Genomic DNA, 17783 nt, shown 5'->3' with positions numbered 1-17783 from the left:
TTCGTTTTTCCGCTTCCGGCAAGGATTGCCGTAAGCGAAAAAACCTCCGACACAGTGTTTCTTTTTAATAAGCAGTATATTATCGGTGGTAGTTCACCATTTATATTTTCTTCAGTTTCATATTTGATAAAAAACATACTCAATATCTTCTATTTATTTAACGTATTTTTAAAATACTTTCCTTTGATTCCATAAATTCTTCGTTTAGAAATGGAAGTACAATCTTGTAATTAATCTTTAATTCTCTGCTTTCTTCAGGAATATGATACGTTTTTAAATACGTTAGCCTACCACGAGGCATTAAATACAAGAACCATTCATGAGATTGAGAACGATATTCTATTATTTTTCTTTTTTTTATATGACCATTTTTTGTACATTCAGTCAAAAATAAATACCCTTCTAATATCAGCTCATCCTCAGCCCCTTCTCTCAGAACACCGTCAACATACAATGATATAATCTCAATAGTAGCTGTTGCATACTTATAAACTTCTTCCATAGGTTTGGTATGATATTCAATTATTAATTCAATATCAGTTTTATATTTTTTTTCCTTCAGTTCACTAGCATTATTAATATAAATATCTCCGTTGGAAAAAACATAGCTAGAAAAAAAAGATATAAATAGAACATTAAAAAAGATTATCTTGGCGTCCATTTTCTTCCATACAAACTCCATGATTTGTTCGCTTTATTCCATTGTGGAAGAGCAAAATAAGTTGCACTCCCGTCCGAATTATTAACATAATACCGCTCTCGTTGTTTTGGATTCTCCCCCGATCCCATAATAGCACGATAATTATTTTCAATTCCACCAGCAACTTGCTCCCTTAATGCTTTAGTATGGAAGCTAGTTACGCCTACTGGATCATAGCCATACAAATCAGCATGAGCGTGCCCTGTTTCATGAGCTATAGTTGAATCGATATCATAGAATAATCCTGTTTCAAAATAATCTTCTTCGTCCATATTAGATAATTCTATATATATAAAATTATTACCTTTTTGATAATAACTACCGTCTTGTTTACCATTACCAAATTTTATTGTCAATTTTTTAGTTTTGTCTCCACTAATCTCTCTTAACATCTTTCCAGCTTCCGTGTCAGACCCTTTCACTTTGTTAAATTCTATTTCAACTTTTTTAAATTCTTTAGGAGATAAATTATCATTTTGAAGTTCTATATCCCTCCCATCCGGATCCACATATTTAACCGGATTATTTCCCGCATAATGGTACAGGTGCAAGTTCACGACATTAAACACCCCACCCATTCCCGGCAGTTTTTCGTTATGCTTTTTCGCCTCATCGTCTATCGGCGCTTTGGGTATATAGTCGCTCAGCGCTGGGTCGCCACTCAACCATCTACTATACTTCGGGTCTAAATACCTTGCGCCGTAGTAGTAGAGTCCTGTCTCTTCGTCCATCTCCTTTCCTGTGAACCTAAACGGCAGTTTGTCTAAGCCGGCGGCTACTTCCTCTATCCAAAGTTCCCCGTAGGGTGTGTACTCGATGTGCTCGTACTGTCTGCCTCTCCAGTCGGTTACAAACTGTGCACTGCCTAAGTGGTCACTGTGGTAGTAGTACCGCTTCTCCCGCTGTTCTGCATTGTCCCCGTTGTTATCGGTGTGGGTCATTGCCGTAACTAAACGGCTGTTCCCCACAAAGATGTGCTTATGTACGCGTAAGCCCTGCGGGTTGTTTTTATCCTGCACGGGGATGTGTATCGTGTAGAAGTTATTAAAGTAGAGCGTTTCAGAACGTCCTTCTTCCGTATACTTTAAGGCGCGCTGGCCGTCTTCACCGTAGCGGTAGTGTACGGTGTAGCTTCGGTCGCTTGATTTGGTGAGTAAGTTCTTTTCGTTCCAGGTGTAGTTACGGCGGTACGCGAATAGGTTCTCAGGATGCGTCTCTTCCGTCTCCTTCGGCGCGTCAAGGCCGAAGCCGTAGTCGGTGCCGTAGACGTCGGTGTCGGGGTCGTAGCTGTAGGTAAAGACAAACTCATCGTCCTCGGTAAATGGCCCGTCTTTTTCCGCCGTAATGTTACCGTTCGCGTCATAGCGGTAGTAGCGGTTTCCTGCATGAATTAAACGGTGTGCGTAGGCCGGGTCGTATTCGTAATCGAGGCTGTAGTCTAGCTCGGCTTTCGGGTAGGCGTTACCACGGGCGCCGGGGAGGTTCGTGGTGCTTATTTTTTGTGTCATGTTCCCGATGCCGTCAAAGGCGAAGTCTTGCTTGTACTTTGCAACATGTACCGGCGTACTTCCAAAGCTCTTTATCGCCTTATACTGATTACTCGTGCCCTCTACTCCGATAAGTTGGTAGAGGTTGTCGTAGGTGTAACTCTGGCTTGTCTCGTACACACTTGCATCATTCGCATAACCTAAGACGTTACCGACTTTATCGAAGCGGTAGCTTATCTTTTGGAATACCTCATCGGTTTGTTTATTCTTTGTTTCAATGTCTTTCAGCCATCGGCGTTTGTCGTCGTAGCGGTATTTCGTTTCTACACCATTACCGTACTTGATGTAGACTCTTTGCCCGTGCTCATCATAGACGATTGTGTCGATGTAGGAATAGTTTTCCGTTCCTTTTACCGTGTTCTTTACGCCGCTCACCCCCTTTAGCTGGCCGCCTTTGTCGTAGGTATAGGTTATGGTCTCCCCGTCAGGGTAGCGCATCGTCTGCATACGGCCTAAGTAGTCGGAGCGGTAGGTAAAGGTTGCCGTTTCAGGTTCGCTTAACGCCTCGTAACGCTTAATTGTTCGCGTCTCTTTTATGACTTCGCTAAGCTTGCCGTACTCGTAGCGTATTTCTCCACTCTCATCTTTCTTGTGTATAATCTCGCCGGCTCCCGCCTCTCCTGCCTTTCCGTACTCATACTCAACGTCAGTGCTGAACGGGTAGTCTATTTTTACGAGCCGGTCAAAGCCGTCGTAGTGGTATTGTATCTCGCTTAACTTACTGCGCAGCAGTGAGTCCGTTTCCGCTTCAAGGAGGCCTTTGCTATCATAGCGCCATTCTTTCCGGCCTGAGTCTTTACTTTCTAAGGCTACTTTTCTCCCTAACAGGTCATACGTTACCGAGACAATGTTTTCATTTGCGTCGTATGCGCGCAGCATCTCGCCGAGGACTGAGTATTCGTAGCGGCCTTTGGTGAGGATGTTGTTTGCCTTGTCCCTTCGTTCTACTTCCCGGATGTTTCCACGGGCGTCTTTCTTTGTAACGCTCTTATTCTCTAACGGGTCGGTTGCGATCGTTATCTGTAGGCCGTCTTCTATTTCGTACTCATTTTTTTGCTCGCTTCCGTCCGGTAATAATGTGTTAATAACTCGGTCAATACCGTCGTAGGTGTAGGCGGTTTCATTTCGCAGCGCTGTAAAGTCGTTCGTTTCATAGAACTGCTCGACTTTCTCATACGTATCTTTATTGGCAAGCTCAGCCGGTAAATCGCCTGCGTAGAAAAAGGGCATTCCTTCTTTTATCTTTCTTCCTGCCTCATCATAGTGTGTTGCCCCTGATATATTCCAGCCGACATTCGTTTCTCCGGCGGTTCCTTCTCGGTACACTTCCCCTTCTTTCGCGGTGTAGAGGGCGCGGCCTAAGCCGTCATGCATGACTATCGTTTTCATCACGGCTCCGTCCGTTGCTTCGGTGGTAAGCTTATTTGCCGTTACCGTGTACCAGAAAGAAGATGAAGGGGTATGGTATTCGTACTTTGCGTAGGGCACCTTTGCCGGATCATCATACGGGCTTTGTACTTCAATAACACGGCCGAAGCCGTCGTAGCGGTACTTCATGGTGTTACCCGCGCTGTCGGTCTCTTCCAGTTTCACTCCTAAGGCGCTATCCCAAAGGAGCGTGCTCTCGTACGGCACTCCGCCTGTACTTCCTTCTTCCGTTATCTTAACCGGGTATATCCCGTCTTGGTAGCGGTAGCGTACCTTCTTTCCGGTGGGGCTTGTGAGTGTTTTGATATTCCCGCTTTCATCCCACTCTATCGTGTAGGTAAGGAGTGTGTTATTGCCCGTGTATTGTTTTACTTCCGTTATCGCGCCCGTTTGGCTATCATAGCGTCCTTCTCGCTTCCTCAACAGCCGTCCGCTCTTGCCGTCCAACACTTCGATGCGCTCCGGGTGCGCTTTAAAGTAGCGCCGCTCATCGCCGCTATCCCAATAGCGTATGCGGGCAATAATGTCGTCGTTGGGATTCGTAACGTCTCCCTTATCTTCTAAGCTCGTAACATTGCCGTATCGATCATAGCGATAATCGCTTTCCGTTTGTATCGACCGGTATCCTTCCCGTATGGTGTTCCACTCTCGCTTTACCCGTGCATGGGGGACTTCATCCGTTTCATACTCTTTTATCGAATAAACGATGCCGTTATGGCTGACCGTCTCTTTTTTTACCATCCCTTTGCGGTAATAGGCATCAATGTAATACTCCGTCTCGGTCGTCTTTCCCGTTCCCGTTACCGCACGTACTGTCTTAAACCCATAGAACTCTTTTGCTTTGCGGTCATAGTAGCCGTCTTTGTAGGTGTAGGTTGTGCGGTACGATTGTATGTTTCCACTCTTACTCTGCAGCCCGGAATTCATCGTTACACTGCTTAATACATACTTACTCTGCGGCAGCTCCTGCGTGTTTCCTACTCTTTGGTACTCTATCTCATAGCTGCCTCCGGTCGGTAGCTTTATCTTCTTTAAAAGCCCGACCTTGCCAAGCTTGTTCCGCTGTACATAGATCGCCCCGGTTCTCCCCGGTATCCTCAATATGCGGTCGGCAAGGCCGTCTCCGTCTATATCCTGCATCGATACTGCTACACCGTTGACATTTCCCATGATATTTATTCCCTTTCCGCCGTTAAAGGGTATATTTATTCTTACCGTCTCGATAGGAATACTCACCGTTGCTGAAACACCCCCGCCGACATTCGCCGACAATGCAACGCTCGAAGATATCCCTATCGTATTTATTTTTGCCAATAAAGCGACGCTTAGCGGATTTAACGATAGTCCGTCACGTGCAAAAGCAGACGTTTGTTTTTTACTCAACACCTTCCCTAATCCCGGTATATGACTAAAAAACGTAAAAAAGACATTTCCGTCCATTACAAAAAACAAATTTGCTTTATTCTTGGCGCTTATATCCCATGCAGGCAATGCTACCCGTACTTTCTTTTCCGAAAATCGATTCCCTGTATTTACCGTTAATTCTGCCTCATCTTTTTTCATCGTTATGCTATCTATCAGCGTACCTCTTATATTGACAAAACGCCGTATTATCTTGTTATACGCTCCCGAATATCCTATCGCTCCTGATACGTTGGCAGAAACCTGTTGCATCTCTATCTCTGTACAAAGGTCTCCTCCCATATTCACTGAACTTGCAAGCGTATATGTTTCTCTTTTTTCCAATGCACAGCTCAGCCCTGCTATCCGAGTCACGCTATCTCCCGTATTGATATACGCTCCGTCCGTCCTCATACTGTCAGGTAATCCATCTCCATTTATATCGATAAAAGACTGCGTATCATTACTTTCTCCTCGGCTTATACTGATCCCCTTACTGATAGCTACACCGGACGACGGCCTTACCATAAGCAAACGGTGCTTTGAATCATAGTCTTTACTTACGGAGCCGCTTCTGCTTAATCCGCTTCCGAATGTATCTACACGATCCTTTGTTTCGGCAAGGTTGTACAGGTTGGTAATAGCATACCCTTCACCAAATTGGTTTTCTTTATTCAAATGTACGATTACCCTATCCGCCTCGCTCATGACAATATCGGCCGTCCCGTTCCCATCCATATCGGTTACCATAATACTCGTACTACTTAATCCCTCGGACTTTGCATAACTGATATTACTTAAAAGCCGTCTGATTACTTTTTCTACAACATGCGCAGCTTTCGAGAAGAATGTCTCCATAAACTTATCAGCTGGAATACTTTCGAGTGACTCGTCCTTTTCAAAATTTAAAAGGGAAGCAAATGCATGTTCTGTACTGCTACTGGAACTCCCTTTTATACTTGGGAATCCTTTCATCTCTGACTGCTCAATACCCGGTATCCGATAATACTTGCTTCCGCCGACTCTATTACTGTATATGCTATCCTGATATAAAAACGGTGTGTACGTATATAATTCTGTTTTATCCTCCGTTATCCATTCATTGATATTTCCTACATAATACTGCTCATCCAGTTCAGTCCCGCTCTCTGCCTCTTTTCTTATCACCGTATACTTTTCTTTATTCTTCTTGTTGTTTGCCGTCATCACATAATACGACAGAGATTCGCCATCCGTCATATCTTCCATTGTCTTCTCTTTATTGCTATTCTTTTCTTCTATTTCACGCTTCAACTCTCGTTGATTGATCTTTTTGATATTCGGTGTTAATTTTTTCTCACTAAATGCGTACTCCTCTCTGTTTTGATCCTTTATCCATATCCCATAAAACCATTGCTTAGTTCCCCCTGATAATATTTCCCTAACCGCCGTAGACATCCTGCTCTTTACTTTCACTTTTTCTATTATTTTTGTAAACTCCCCATCTTTCTCTTCCATTCCCTTTACGACTTCCCGCTCGCTTTCCGTTTCATACGACAGTACATCCTTTCCGATATCTTCATTCGAATAATCTTCTCCGCTATCCCATCTGTCTAACACAACGTCAATATGGGTAAGACTATCCCCTTCTATCAGATATATCCGTATGAAATCTTGCCCGCTTTTTGCCAGCACGCTATAGCGATCATGAGCTTTATACTTCATAACCCGCTTTATTCGTCCATACCGCCCAACAAAACTGTTTCGCGCCCCTTCTTTTAGTTTTTCATACCTTCTTTTCTCTTGTTCTCGCTCCACCTCACTCAGGTCTTCTAATTCCCCCTCGCTTACCAGATGTAAATATTCACTATCCGCTAACTCATATTCCCTCGTTCTTTCGTTATAGCGATATCCTTCTCCTTCGGCAAATTCTTCTTTCTCATATTCTTTTAAAAGCTTATTTAGCCGCTCCTTCTCCTTCGATCCGATATCCTGTCTCCGAAGATAATATTGTCCTTTATCCTTCCTATATATCCCCTCTATAAAGACTCTTCCTTCTTCCTCTCGTCCTGCAACCCGTATAAGCCGTTCATATTCAGTTTCCCCTAAAATACTCCACCGTTCATGTTCTTCCCTGTATTCTCCGCTCTTACCTCGGAATATGACTATCCTTTCTATCTCATCCGTTCCAAGCTTAAATCCTTTCGGCTCATATACTCCGGCTTCATATTCTATCTGACTCCCGTCCCCTTTCATCTTAAACACGATCTTTTTCTTACGATATCCTTCTTCTATCTGTCCTTCACCAATCTTTTCTTCTCCTAAATAGATTTCCTTCCCTAATGCCGTAACATATTTCCCGTTAAGCCGATCAAGGTATATTCTCCCTTTCTCATCTACATAGCCAATCTTATTTACTCCTATCTCTCGCTCCCTTTCTATCCGCGATCGAGCCCATTCTTTTCCTTCACAAAAACAACCGTCTAAGAAAAGCCGCTTCGCATTTTCTCCTGTGATATACTTATTCCGATACTTCAGCACCTCTCTGATCTGATCGTCATTCAATGCGGCCATCACCTGCATTAGCTCTTTTTCTGCTTCGCTTAATTCTCTTTCACTTTCATACACCTTATGCTTTTTCATCTGCTCATCAAAAAGTACGTATCTTTCATTTACAATCTCATAGATATACAACCTGCTTATCAACTCTTTTATTTCGTTTTGTTTTCCTTCATGCTCATATCCCGCTGCCTGTAATATGCTATCCATCCCTTCTTTATCTATGATAATCGGGATAAATTTCCCTCTCCTTATCAGATACTCCGCCGCTCTCCTCTCATCCCCTCCCTGCTCGTTTGCTCCTCGACTGACGATCTCAAACCAATCTTTTCGTATCTTTACACTTCCATCGCTATCCTGCTCCCGTATGCTCTTTAGTGCTCCTTCCCGTTTCCCACTCCCTTTGTCCAATCGCCAGCTTATCCGTCCTTCCATATCGTTAAACGGCTCTAGTTGCTCATACCTTATCTTTATCTTCCATCTTATCCGTTGCCCTCCTTCATTACATGCCGCATACGGCACAAAATAGAGGCTCTCTCCACCCTTTATTTCAAACTTCTTTTCTCCTACACTCACTCTCTTTTCTTCGCTTATGCTTTCTTCACTCTCTTTCTTTTCCCCTTTATAGACCCTTAACACCACCTCTCGTTTATCTTTATTTCCCTCATCCATTTCCGCAATACTTTCTATCTTTATTGTCCCTCCATATCGACTCTTCCATTGCCGAAACGGATTTTGCTGATAAAAACTGTTATCATACTCCTTCTTCTGTTCTTCACTTAATTCCACTTTCGGTACTTTAATCTTCTCCAAACCCTTTAATTCTACAGCTTTAAATCCTTCCCCGCTATTCTTTAAATAATAGTTTTTTCCTGATACTACGATATCCGCTCGCCCATCTCCATCCATATCCGCAAAGCTCGTTTTAAGATGATGATAACTGTTTTGCCGCGTATACCCATAGGTTACCCCGCCGCCCCCTCCTGCTCCCAAAAACCTGTTGATACTTGTACTAACTGTCTGATTCTCTTCCTTTTCTATTCCGCTTATATCTACTTCCCATATTTCCGCTTTATCAAATCCATGCCCGTTGTTACGCATTACCGACAGTCCCTTTTCTCCCCTACTTATCGCATCGGCTCTGCCATCCCCGTCTATATCTACGTATACTTGTTGCTCAATTGCCTGCTCTCCTTCTACCAAACCGGCTCCGGAACCTCTAGTCGTTCTTATATCAAATTCCCCACTTGCCGGACCTATCCCTATCCCTGTTGAATATGCATAGTTTGAACCCATAGCATATCCACTTGAAACTTGTATTCCCCCATTGCTTTTTCCTGATAACCCTTCTCCCGTATACCACCCTTCCGTCTCTCCAAATACTTTTAACCTTCCCCCTCTCATCCGTCTCCGCTTGCTCATACCCGAATTCATACCCATATCCTTCGCTGCTTCCCTCTCCCTTTACTTCAAGTTTGACAAGTAGGCTCTCTCCCATCTCGTTTTCTCGGTATTCAAAGCCGTACTTCCTCACAACCCGCCCGCCGACGCTCATCTCTATACTGCTCAGCCGCTTGCTTTCCTTCCGCACGTACTTTCCCCGTCCCTCAAGCCGCACATCGCCTCTGCCCTCATACTCAAGCCTAACCTTTCGCTCTCCTTCTTTCCCGTATACAATCTCCTCAAGAAGCACTTCTTCTCCCTCTGCGCCGTTTTCTTTCTTGTACACATACTTCACCTCGTTTCCGAAGCTGTCGCTCTCCCTATCCAAATAATAAATATATTTTGCACCTGCTCCTTTGCCGCTCCACCTTTCTTTCCCGTATATCTTTACCCGTCCGTCTTTCCCCGTTACTTCAAAATAATTTTCACTTACTCCTCTCCCTTCGACCCAGCCGTTTGCTATCCGCTCGTACTGCTGCTCCTTCTCCTTTCTCCACTTTCCCCCTTCATACTTCACACGGCTCCCTTCCACTATGTACGTGTCCTTCCCGTTATACTCAGGTAACCCGAACCTCGTGTCGACGCTTATGCTTTCTACTCCTCCTAAACTCCATCCCTTCCCTATAAGCCCCCACCCGCTCCCGCTCGCATAGCGTAACGACAGCTCAGGCGCCATCCCTTTCACTCCTTCCGGTACTTTGAGCTTTATCCCAAACGATGCGCTTCCTTCACTTCCTCCTTTCAGTCCTTCTATTCCCTCTATCCCCCCTGCCGCATCCGCCGCTTTTAACTCCTTGATGCTGTTTAAGTTCACCCGCACCGGCTCGGGGCTCTCCGGTAAGCTCAACGTCCCGTTGATCATATCCGTAAAGTGATCCGTATACGATTCGATCCGCTTCCCTTCCTCATCGACTCTCTTTCGCTCTAATGCAACCCACCGCTTCTCTTTCTCATCATAGTAGTACGTATAAATCCCCTGCGCATCTTCCCCTTCTATCCGCGCATCGTACTCAAGCGAAAGCTCGCACGCCCTCTTAAACTTCATCCCCTCAGGTAAAAACCGCCACCCGCCAAACCCTGCCGTGACGTTCTTTACTTCTCCTCCCTCTGCTACTTCATACAGCCGGCTAATCGTTATCTTTGTTTCCGCTTCCACCGCTCCTTCAGGGATACTAAAGCGTACTCCTTCCGCCTCTAACACTCCTCCTTCTTTCCCGATAACCTTTTGCGCCACAACCGCACTCGCTTCTCTCTCCGCCGCGCCCTTCTCTCCGCCCTTGTCCATACACACCGCCGGGCGCTATCACCGTAAAAAGGTAGACCGTAAATACTGCTTTCTTCACTATCCCTGCCACTGCTTCTTTTATTCCCTTCATCATCTTCACCTTCTCCCCTTACCTTACCGCTTCGTACTCTATCCACACGCACTCGCTCGGAAATTTGTCCTTCGCTGATATTACTGCTATCATTCCCGCTTCTCCCCTTTTGAAATATACGCCGTCGCTTCGTCGCTTCAAAATTAATCCTCAACGTATCATAGATACGCCTGCGGTTAATTTTTTCTCGCTCCTCGCATCCGGCATGTCTCTTTTCAAAAGGCATCGTTTTTCCGCTTCCGGCAATCCCTGCCGTAAGCGGAAAAACCTCCGGTAAAGAGCTTTTGTTGTTTTTGTTTCTTGCTTTTTTGGCGGACTGCTGCATTTTGTTTACTATTACAATAAAGAAACAAAATGCAGCACCGCGCTTTCCGCTCCAATCTTTTTGCCGCTGCTGCTTTTTTTAAGCAGTGTTTTTCCGCTCGGTCGCTTCAAAAACCGCACTTGCATTATACGCGCGGCAAAAAGGATTTCTGCTTCAATCGCTGTCCGGGGGAGAGGATAATTAGGCTGTGAATAAAAACAAAATTTTGTTTTCATAGCCTGAAATTATTTTCTTAGTATAACGCATACATACAAAATTAAGACCCATCAAAAATATGATCATACTTTTTATACCACAAATAAGGCAATACATAGCGTGTCATTACATATAAAAATAGCAGTCCTGTCAGAATCCATAACACCAATAAAATAGTAACTACAATATTAGTATAATACCACTGTAAAGCAGATACCTGAATATTTTCCATATTTTCTTTAACAGTTAAATAATAATTATCATTAATAATATCTGTAGTATCAAAAACCAAGTTTTCACTGGCATAATATTTATCCATATTAGCAATAATTACAAATATTATAGTTAATATAATAATACATATTCCTACTTTCTTCATATATTTCTTTTATTACTCCTCAATTTTTTTAAATTCAAACCCGATAGATCGTTCATTATTTGACTATTTTTCTCTCCTATCTAAATGAGGAAAATTGTAATTGCTACTGTAATCAAACACAGTAAAACCCACAATAAAGATAAAGGAAAACAAAGCAATTGTACCATATTTAATATAAAAACACACTTCTTTATTTGTTTCGCTTGAATAGAATCTTCTTTTATATAGTCTTCATTCAAACACCATTTTACTATGAATCTAAATCTATCCCACGACGATGAAATTAATCCAGAATTATATACGGCATTTTTAAAAAAAAATATTTTTTCTCTTGTTGCTTGTTCGTAAAATGAAGAAGCAAGATTTGATCGATGAAAATAAATATGCGTAAAAATCACAAGAAGGATTATGATTAATACAGAAAGTGCCGGAAAAATAAATGCTGCAATTATAATAGCCTCTATAATCTTTATACTTTCCATACTCACATCCCTTGAAATATTAATTCATTCTCTTTAAGATAATTCATCAACCCATCAGTATCGTTATTTTTCAAAAACTTCTCAATATCGTTAGTGATCTGTTTTATTTCTTTAAGAGTTTTAGTTATATTTAGTTCAGAGACTTTTACCGTATAGGCCGTCCATGTATGTACTTCACCAGGAGAACCACCTGGAACATTAGCAGTAATTGATCCAGCAATAGTAATACTTTGAATTTTCTCAGATAAACTATTTGCTGTAGGATTATATCCAATTTCTCCTCCGACACCTATGAGGCCAGAAATGCTAACACTAGCACCACTAACTAATGAAAATCCTTCTATATCACTAAATTCGTCAGCAAACGGTGCCAGCGTAAGTTCAATTCCACTAGAAGCTCCTAATCCTATATACGCCCCTGTTTGACTTATAGTGTATGTACCAATAGAAGCATCTTTTCCGTTTAAAGGAAGTGAAACAAAAAAACCGCTATTATTTGATACCCCTAATCCACCACCAGCCGTATTAGATAGCCCAACCATTAAAATAAAAGCCCCATCAGGATCTTCATACTTCACCGGATTATTCCCCGCGTAGTGGTACAGGTGCAGGTTCACCACATTAAACACCCCACCCATACCGGGTAAGTTCTCGTTGTGCTTCTTCGCCTCATCATCTATCGGCGCTTTCGGTATGTAGTCACCCAGCGCCGGATCCCCACTCAACCATCTACTATACTTCGGGTCAAGGTAGCGTGCGCCGTAGTAATTAACGCCCGTCTCCTTTCCTTTTGAAAATATACACGCCGTCTGCTTCGTCGCTTCAAAAAAATTAATCCTCAACGTATCATAGATACGCCTGCGGTTAATTTTTTCTCGCTTCTCGCATCCAGCATGTCTCTTTTCAAAAGACCTCGTTTTTCTACTTCCGGTCGTTCACTCCAAAAACCGCGCAACTTTACAATCATCCACGGATTGAAACATGCAAAAGCGCACATCCGTGGACGTTCTTATTTTTCTGACATCCTGTCAGTACACGGGTTTGACATTTTGTCAAACTCGCCTTCAAGCGTTGTACTCAGAACGTACAACACTGGAAAGTGGATTTCTGATTAAATCGCTATCCGAAATATTACCGTCCCTAATTCTATTTATATTCAAAGAAGCCTTGTACATCTAGAAATAATAAAACAAAGAAAAATATACAATAAAAAACGCTTAATAAAATTTTTATTTTACTATATTTATTTTTTTCTCCGTTTTTATTCTTTACGAATGGGTCAATTATAAAACGTACAACAAACTGTAAAGATGTAATTAATCCAACTATAATTAATATTATAACTCCTCCATCATGCATATTATTTATTCCTCCTTTTTGAATAATCATTCATACTATTGGCAACATCAACTTCAGGAGGCACAAAGGTACCAACTATATCATCCTTATTCAGGAGGCACAAAGGTACCAACTATATCATCCTTAAATTTTTGATTATTACTTCCTGCCAAACGAGTTATTCCATATGCAAATAACAAAGAGCCTGTTGCATATCCTTCTAGAATAGCCATTCCTGCATAATAACTACCAGTTCCTTCTGTAGCAACGTCAATACCTACTGCCGTTATAGTCGAACCAACATAAAAACCAATCCCCAATAAAATTTCACCTAATCCAATAGCAATATTAGCACCTCGTGAATAACCTTTACTATCAGGATTTGAATTTACTAGGGGCGATGGCGTATCTTGCTCATTTGAATATTGAGCATTACCCTGTGGAATTTGTTGTTTCATTTCTGCTGATGCATCGCTATATGTAGGAATATTTTTCTCTCCTACAGTTTCACCGACTTGTAAAGTCCGTGGATCTCTTGTAAATCCTGACTTCTCCTTCCAATCAGCTCCGTATTTATCCCAAAGGGTATCACCCTTTTCTGCAGTATATGTTCCATCTCCATTATCTATCCACATTCCTGTAGGATCCGTATACTTGATCGGATTATTATTACCATAGTGATATACATTAAAGTTGACCGTATTATATATTCCCCCTGCGCCTACGGAGGAACCTGCCATATATTCTGAAAGAGCAGGATCTGTACTAATCCACCGGCTATACTTCGGGTCAAGGTAACGCGCGCCGTAATAGTACAGCCCCGTCTCTTCATCCATCTCCTTACCCGTAAACCGGAACGGCAGTTTGTCTAACCCTGCAGCTACTTCCTCTATCCACAGTTCTCCGTATGGCGTGTACTCGATGTGCTCGTACTGTCTGCCTCTCCAGTCGGTTACAAACTGCGCGCTTCCTAAGTGGTCTGAGTGGTAGTAGTACCGCTTTTCCCGCTGCTCTGCGTTATCTCCGTTGTTATCGGTATGCGTCATCGCGGTAACAAGCCGGCTGTTACCCACAAAGATGTGCTTATGTACGCGTAAGCCTTGCGGGTTGTTTTTGTCCTGCACGGGGATGTGTATTGTGTAGAAGTTATTAAAGTATAAGGTTTCAGAACGTCCTTCTTCCGTATACTTTAAGGCGCGCTGGCCATCCTCACCGTAGCGGTAGTGTACGGTGTAGGTTCGATCGCTCGATTTAGTGAGGAGGTTCTTCTCATTCCATGTGTAGTTACGCCGGTACGCGAATAGGTTCTCAGGATGCGTCTCTTCCGTCTCCTTTGGGGCGTCAAGGCCGAAGCCGTAGTCGGTGCCGTAGACGTCGGTGTCCGGGTCGTAGTTGTATGTAAAAATAAACTCATCGTCCTCGGTAAACGGGCCGTCTTTTTCCGCCGTTATGTTGCCGTTCGCGTCATAGCGGTAGTAGCGGTTTCCGGCATGCACAAGCCGGTGTGCGTAGGCCGGGTCGTACTCGTAGGTGAGGTCGTAGTCAAGCTCTGCGTTCGGGTAGGCGTTACCGCGGGCACCGGGGAGGTTCGTGGTGCTGGCCTTACGTGTCATATTCCCGATGCCGTCAAAGGCAAAGTCTTGCTTATACTTTGCAACATGTACCGGCGTACTTCCAAAGCTTTTTATCGCCTTGTACTGGTTGCTGGTTCCCTCCACTCCGATGAGCTGATAGAGGCTGTCGTAGGTGTAACTCTGGCTCGTCTCGTAGACACTCGCGTCGTTGCTGTAACCGAGGACATTCCCGACTTTATCGAAGCGGTAGCTTATCTTTTGGAATACCTCATCGGTTTGTTTATTTCTCGTCTCGATGTCTTTTAACCACCGGCGCTTGTCGTCGTAGCGGTAGCGGGTCTCTACGCCGTTTCCGTATTTGATATACACGCGCTGCCCGTGTTCGTCATAGACAATCGTGTCAATGTAACTATAGTTTTCCGTTCCTTTTATTGTGTTCTTTACGCCGCTCACCCCTTTGAGCTGTCCGCCTTTGTCGTAGGTGTAGGTAATAGTTTCCCCGTCGGGGTAGTGCATGGTCTGCATACGGCCGAGGTAGTCCGAGCAATAGGTGAAGGTCGCCGTTTCCGGCTTACTGAGTACCTCATAGCGCTTAATCGTTCGTGTCTCTTCTACGACTTCGCTTAACTTCCCGTACTTGTAGCGTATCTCTCCGCTCTCATCTTTTTTATGGACTATCTCGCCTGCACCAACTTGGCCGGGCACTCCGTAGGTGTATTCAACATCTTCGCTAAACGGGTAGTCTATCTTTACGAGCCGGTCAAAACCGTCGTAGTGGTACTGTATCTCGCTTAACTTACTGCGCAGCAGTGAATCCGATTCCGCTTCAAGGAGGCCTTTACTATCATAGCGCCATTCTTTCCTTCCGGTGTCTTTACTTTCTAAGGCTACTTTTCTCCCTAACAGGTCGTATGTTACCGAGACAATGTTTTCATTGGCGTCGTATGCCCGAAGCATCTCTCCCAATACCGAATATTCGTACCGGCCTTTGGTGAGGATGTTGTTTGCCTTGTCCCTTCGTTCCACTTCGCGGATGTTTCCGCGCGCGTCTTTCTTTGTAACGCTCTTATTCTCAAGCGGGTCGGTTGCGGTTGTTACCTGTAGGCTGTTTTCTATTGCGTACTCGTTTTTCTGTTCGCTTCCATCCGGCAACAATGTTTTTATTACTCGGTCTATGCCGTCGTAGGTGTATACCGTTTCGTTGCGGAGCTTGGTAAAGTCGTTCAGCTCATAGAACTGTTCGACGCTTGCGTAGGCGGCTTTGTTGGCAAGTTCATTCGGTAAATCGCCGCCATAGAAGAACGGCATTCCTTCTTTTATCTTTCTGCCTGCCTCATCGTAGTAGGTCGCCCCTGAAATATTCCACCCGACATTCGTTTCTCCGGCGGTTCCTTCTCGGTACACTTCCCCTTCTTTCGCCGTGTAGAGGGCGCGGCCTAAGCCGTCGTGCATGACGACGGTTTTCATCACGGCTTTGTCCGTTGCTTTGGTAGTCAGCTTATTCTCCGTTACGGTGTACCAGAAAGAAGATTCCGGGGTATGGTATTCGTACTTTGCGTAGGGAGTACCTGCAGGATCATCATAGGGACTTCGCACTTCAATAACTCGCCCGAAGCCGTCATACCGGTACTTCATGGTGTTACCCGCGCTGTCGGTTTCTGCAAGCTTTACTCCTAAGGCACTGTCCCACAGGAGCGTACTCTCGTACGGAGTGCCGCCTTTACTGCCTTCTTCGGTTATCTTACTTACATATATCCCATCTTGGTAGCGGTAGCTTACCTTCTTGCCTGTGGGACTTATCAGGGTCTTAATGTTTCCCTTCTCATCCCAGTCTATCGTGTAGGTAAGACTCGTGCCGCTTGAGATGTATTGCTTTAGTTCCGTTATCGCACCGGTGTTATTATCGTAGCGTCCTTCGCGCTTCCGCAACAGCCTGCCGCTTTTGCCGTCCAGCACTTCGATACGCTCCGGGTGCGCTTTAAAGTAGCGCCGCTCATCGCCGCTGTCCCAATACCGTATTCGGGCAATGATGTCGTCGTCGCTTCTACTGACGTCTCCCTTGTCGTCCAGCTCCGTAACGTTACCGTATCGGTCGTATTCATAGTCGCTTTCCGTTTGTATCGAGCGGTATCCTTCTCGTATTGTGTTCCACTCTTTTTTTATCCGCGCATGAGGCTCTTCATCTACTTCATACTCTTTTATCGAATAGATGCTTCCTCCGGTGCTTACCGTCTCTTTTTTAATCATGCCTTTGCGGTAATAGGCATCGATGTAGTACTCGGTCTCGGTGGTCTTGCCCGTCCCCGTTACCGCGCGGACTGTCTTAAATCCATAGAACTCTTTTGCTTTGCGGTCATAGTATCCGTCTTTGTAAGCGTAGGTTGTGCGGTACGACTGTACGTTCCCGCTCTTACTCTGGAGCCCGGAGTTCATCGTTACGCTGCTTAACACATACTTACTCTGCGGTAATTCCCGCGTATTCCCTACTCGTGCGTACTCAAGCTCATAGCTTCCACCGGTCGGTAGTTTTATCTTCTTTAATAAGCCTACTTTCCCTAACTTGTTCCGCTGCACATACAGCTTATTTGCTCCGCCGATGTTAAAGACCCTGTCGGCTAACCCATCCCCGTCCCCTTTTGAAAATATGCGGGCATCTACGGCGTCGCACGCCGAAAATAAATGCTCACCGTATACCCGATACGCCTCCGCTTTATTTTCGGCTGTCTCCTTGTATCTGCTCCGCCTCTTTTCAAAAGGCTTCGTTTTTCCGCTTCCGGCAAGGATTGCCGTAAGCGGAAAAACCTCCGGCATAGTCTTGCTTTTTAATAAACCGCTTTCTTTGGCGGACTGCCGATACTTGTGTACTATCAATACAATGCAAAGGTACACAAGTATCGGCACCGCGCTTTCCGCTCCAATCTTTTTGCCGCTGCTGTTTTGTTCCCGCGGTGTTTTTCCGCTTAAGCGCTCCAAAAACCGCACTTGCATTACACGTGCGGCAAAAAGGATTTCCGCTTCAATCGCTGTCCGGAATACTACCGTCCCTATTTCTGTTTA

8 protein-coding genes and 2 pseudogenes are annotated in these 17783 nt (G+C 44.3%); all 10 read right to left on the bottom strand.

What is annotated here, in order from left to right:
• Window positions 1-157: 157 nt before the first annotated feature.
• Window positions 158-661 (bottom strand): hypothetical protein, encoded by a 504-nt coding sequence (locus tag GWP43_RS00955; RefSeq protein WP_162662066.1) that lies wholly within the window; start codon window positions 659-661, stop codon window positions 158-160.
• Window positions 646-9048 carry a toxin TcdB middle/N-terminal domain-containing protein gene (locus GWP43_RS15340; RefSeq protein WP_162662065.1) on the bottom strand — a complete coding sequence of 2801 codons (8403 nt, stop codon included), beginning with the start codon at window positions 9046-9048 and terminating at the stop codon, window positions 646-648. The genes GWP43_RS00955 and GWP43_RS15340 overlap by 16 nt, the downstream gene beginning before the upstream one ends.
• Window positions 9049-9634: 586 nt before the next feature.
• Window positions 9635-9733: pseudogene (locus GWP43_RS15335) on the bottom strand (hypothetical protein); the annotation flags it as partial.
• Between the two features lie 518 nt (window positions 9734-10251).
• Entirely contained in the window at window positions 10252-10758 is a 507-nt protein-coding gene (locus GWP43_RS14155) for a hypothetical protein (RefSeq protein WP_203232431.1), read from the bottom strand.
• Window positions 10759-10769: 11 nt separating this feature from the next.
• Window positions 10770-10973: a hypothetical protein gene (locus GWP43_RS14150; RefSeq protein WP_203232430.1), complete on the bottom strand. Its 204-nt coding sequence runs from the start codon at window positions 10971-10973 to the stop codon at window positions 10770-10772.
• Window positions 10974-11014: 41 nt separating this feature from the next.
• A complete protein-coding gene (locus GWP43_RS00935) occupies window positions 11015-11332 on the bottom strand; it encodes a hypothetical protein (protein ID WP_162662063.1) in 318 nt (105 codons plus the stop codon).
• Between the two features lie 80 nt (window positions 11333-11412).
• Window positions 11413-11814 (bottom strand): hypothetical protein, encoded by a 402-nt coding sequence (locus GWP43_RS00930; protein ID WP_162662062.1) that lies wholly within the window; start codon window positions 11812-11814, stop codon window positions 11413-11415.
• Window positions 11815-12368: 554 nt separating this feature from the next.
• Window positions 12369-12599 (bottom strand): annotated as a pseudogene (locus GWP43_RS15480) (RHS repeat-associated core domain-containing protein); the annotation flags it as partial.
• Between the two features lie 361 nt (window positions 12600-12960).
• The gene (locus GWP43_RS00920) at window positions 12961-13173 is read right to left on the bottom strand and encodes a hypothetical protein (protein WP_162662061.1); all 213 of its coding nucleotides are present in this window, start codon (window positions 13171-13173) and stop codon (window positions 12961-12963) included.
• Between the two features lie 86 nt (window positions 13174-13259).
• The gene (locus GWP43_RS00915; RefSeq protein ID WP_230977846.1) at window positions 13260-17714 is read right to left on the bottom strand and encodes a toxin TcdB middle/N-terminal domain-containing protein; all 4455 of its coding nucleotides are present in this window, start codon (window positions 17712-17714) and stop codon (window positions 13260-13262) included.
• Window positions 17715-17783: the final 69 nt, after the last annotated feature.

Source organism: Treponema vincentii, from assembly GCF_010365865.1.
Classification (GTDB): Bacteria; Spirochaetota; Spirochaetia; order Treponematales; family Treponemataceae; genus Treponema.
Note: the sequence above shows the minus strand (reverse complement) of the source record. Positions and strands in the feature narration are given on the sequence as shown.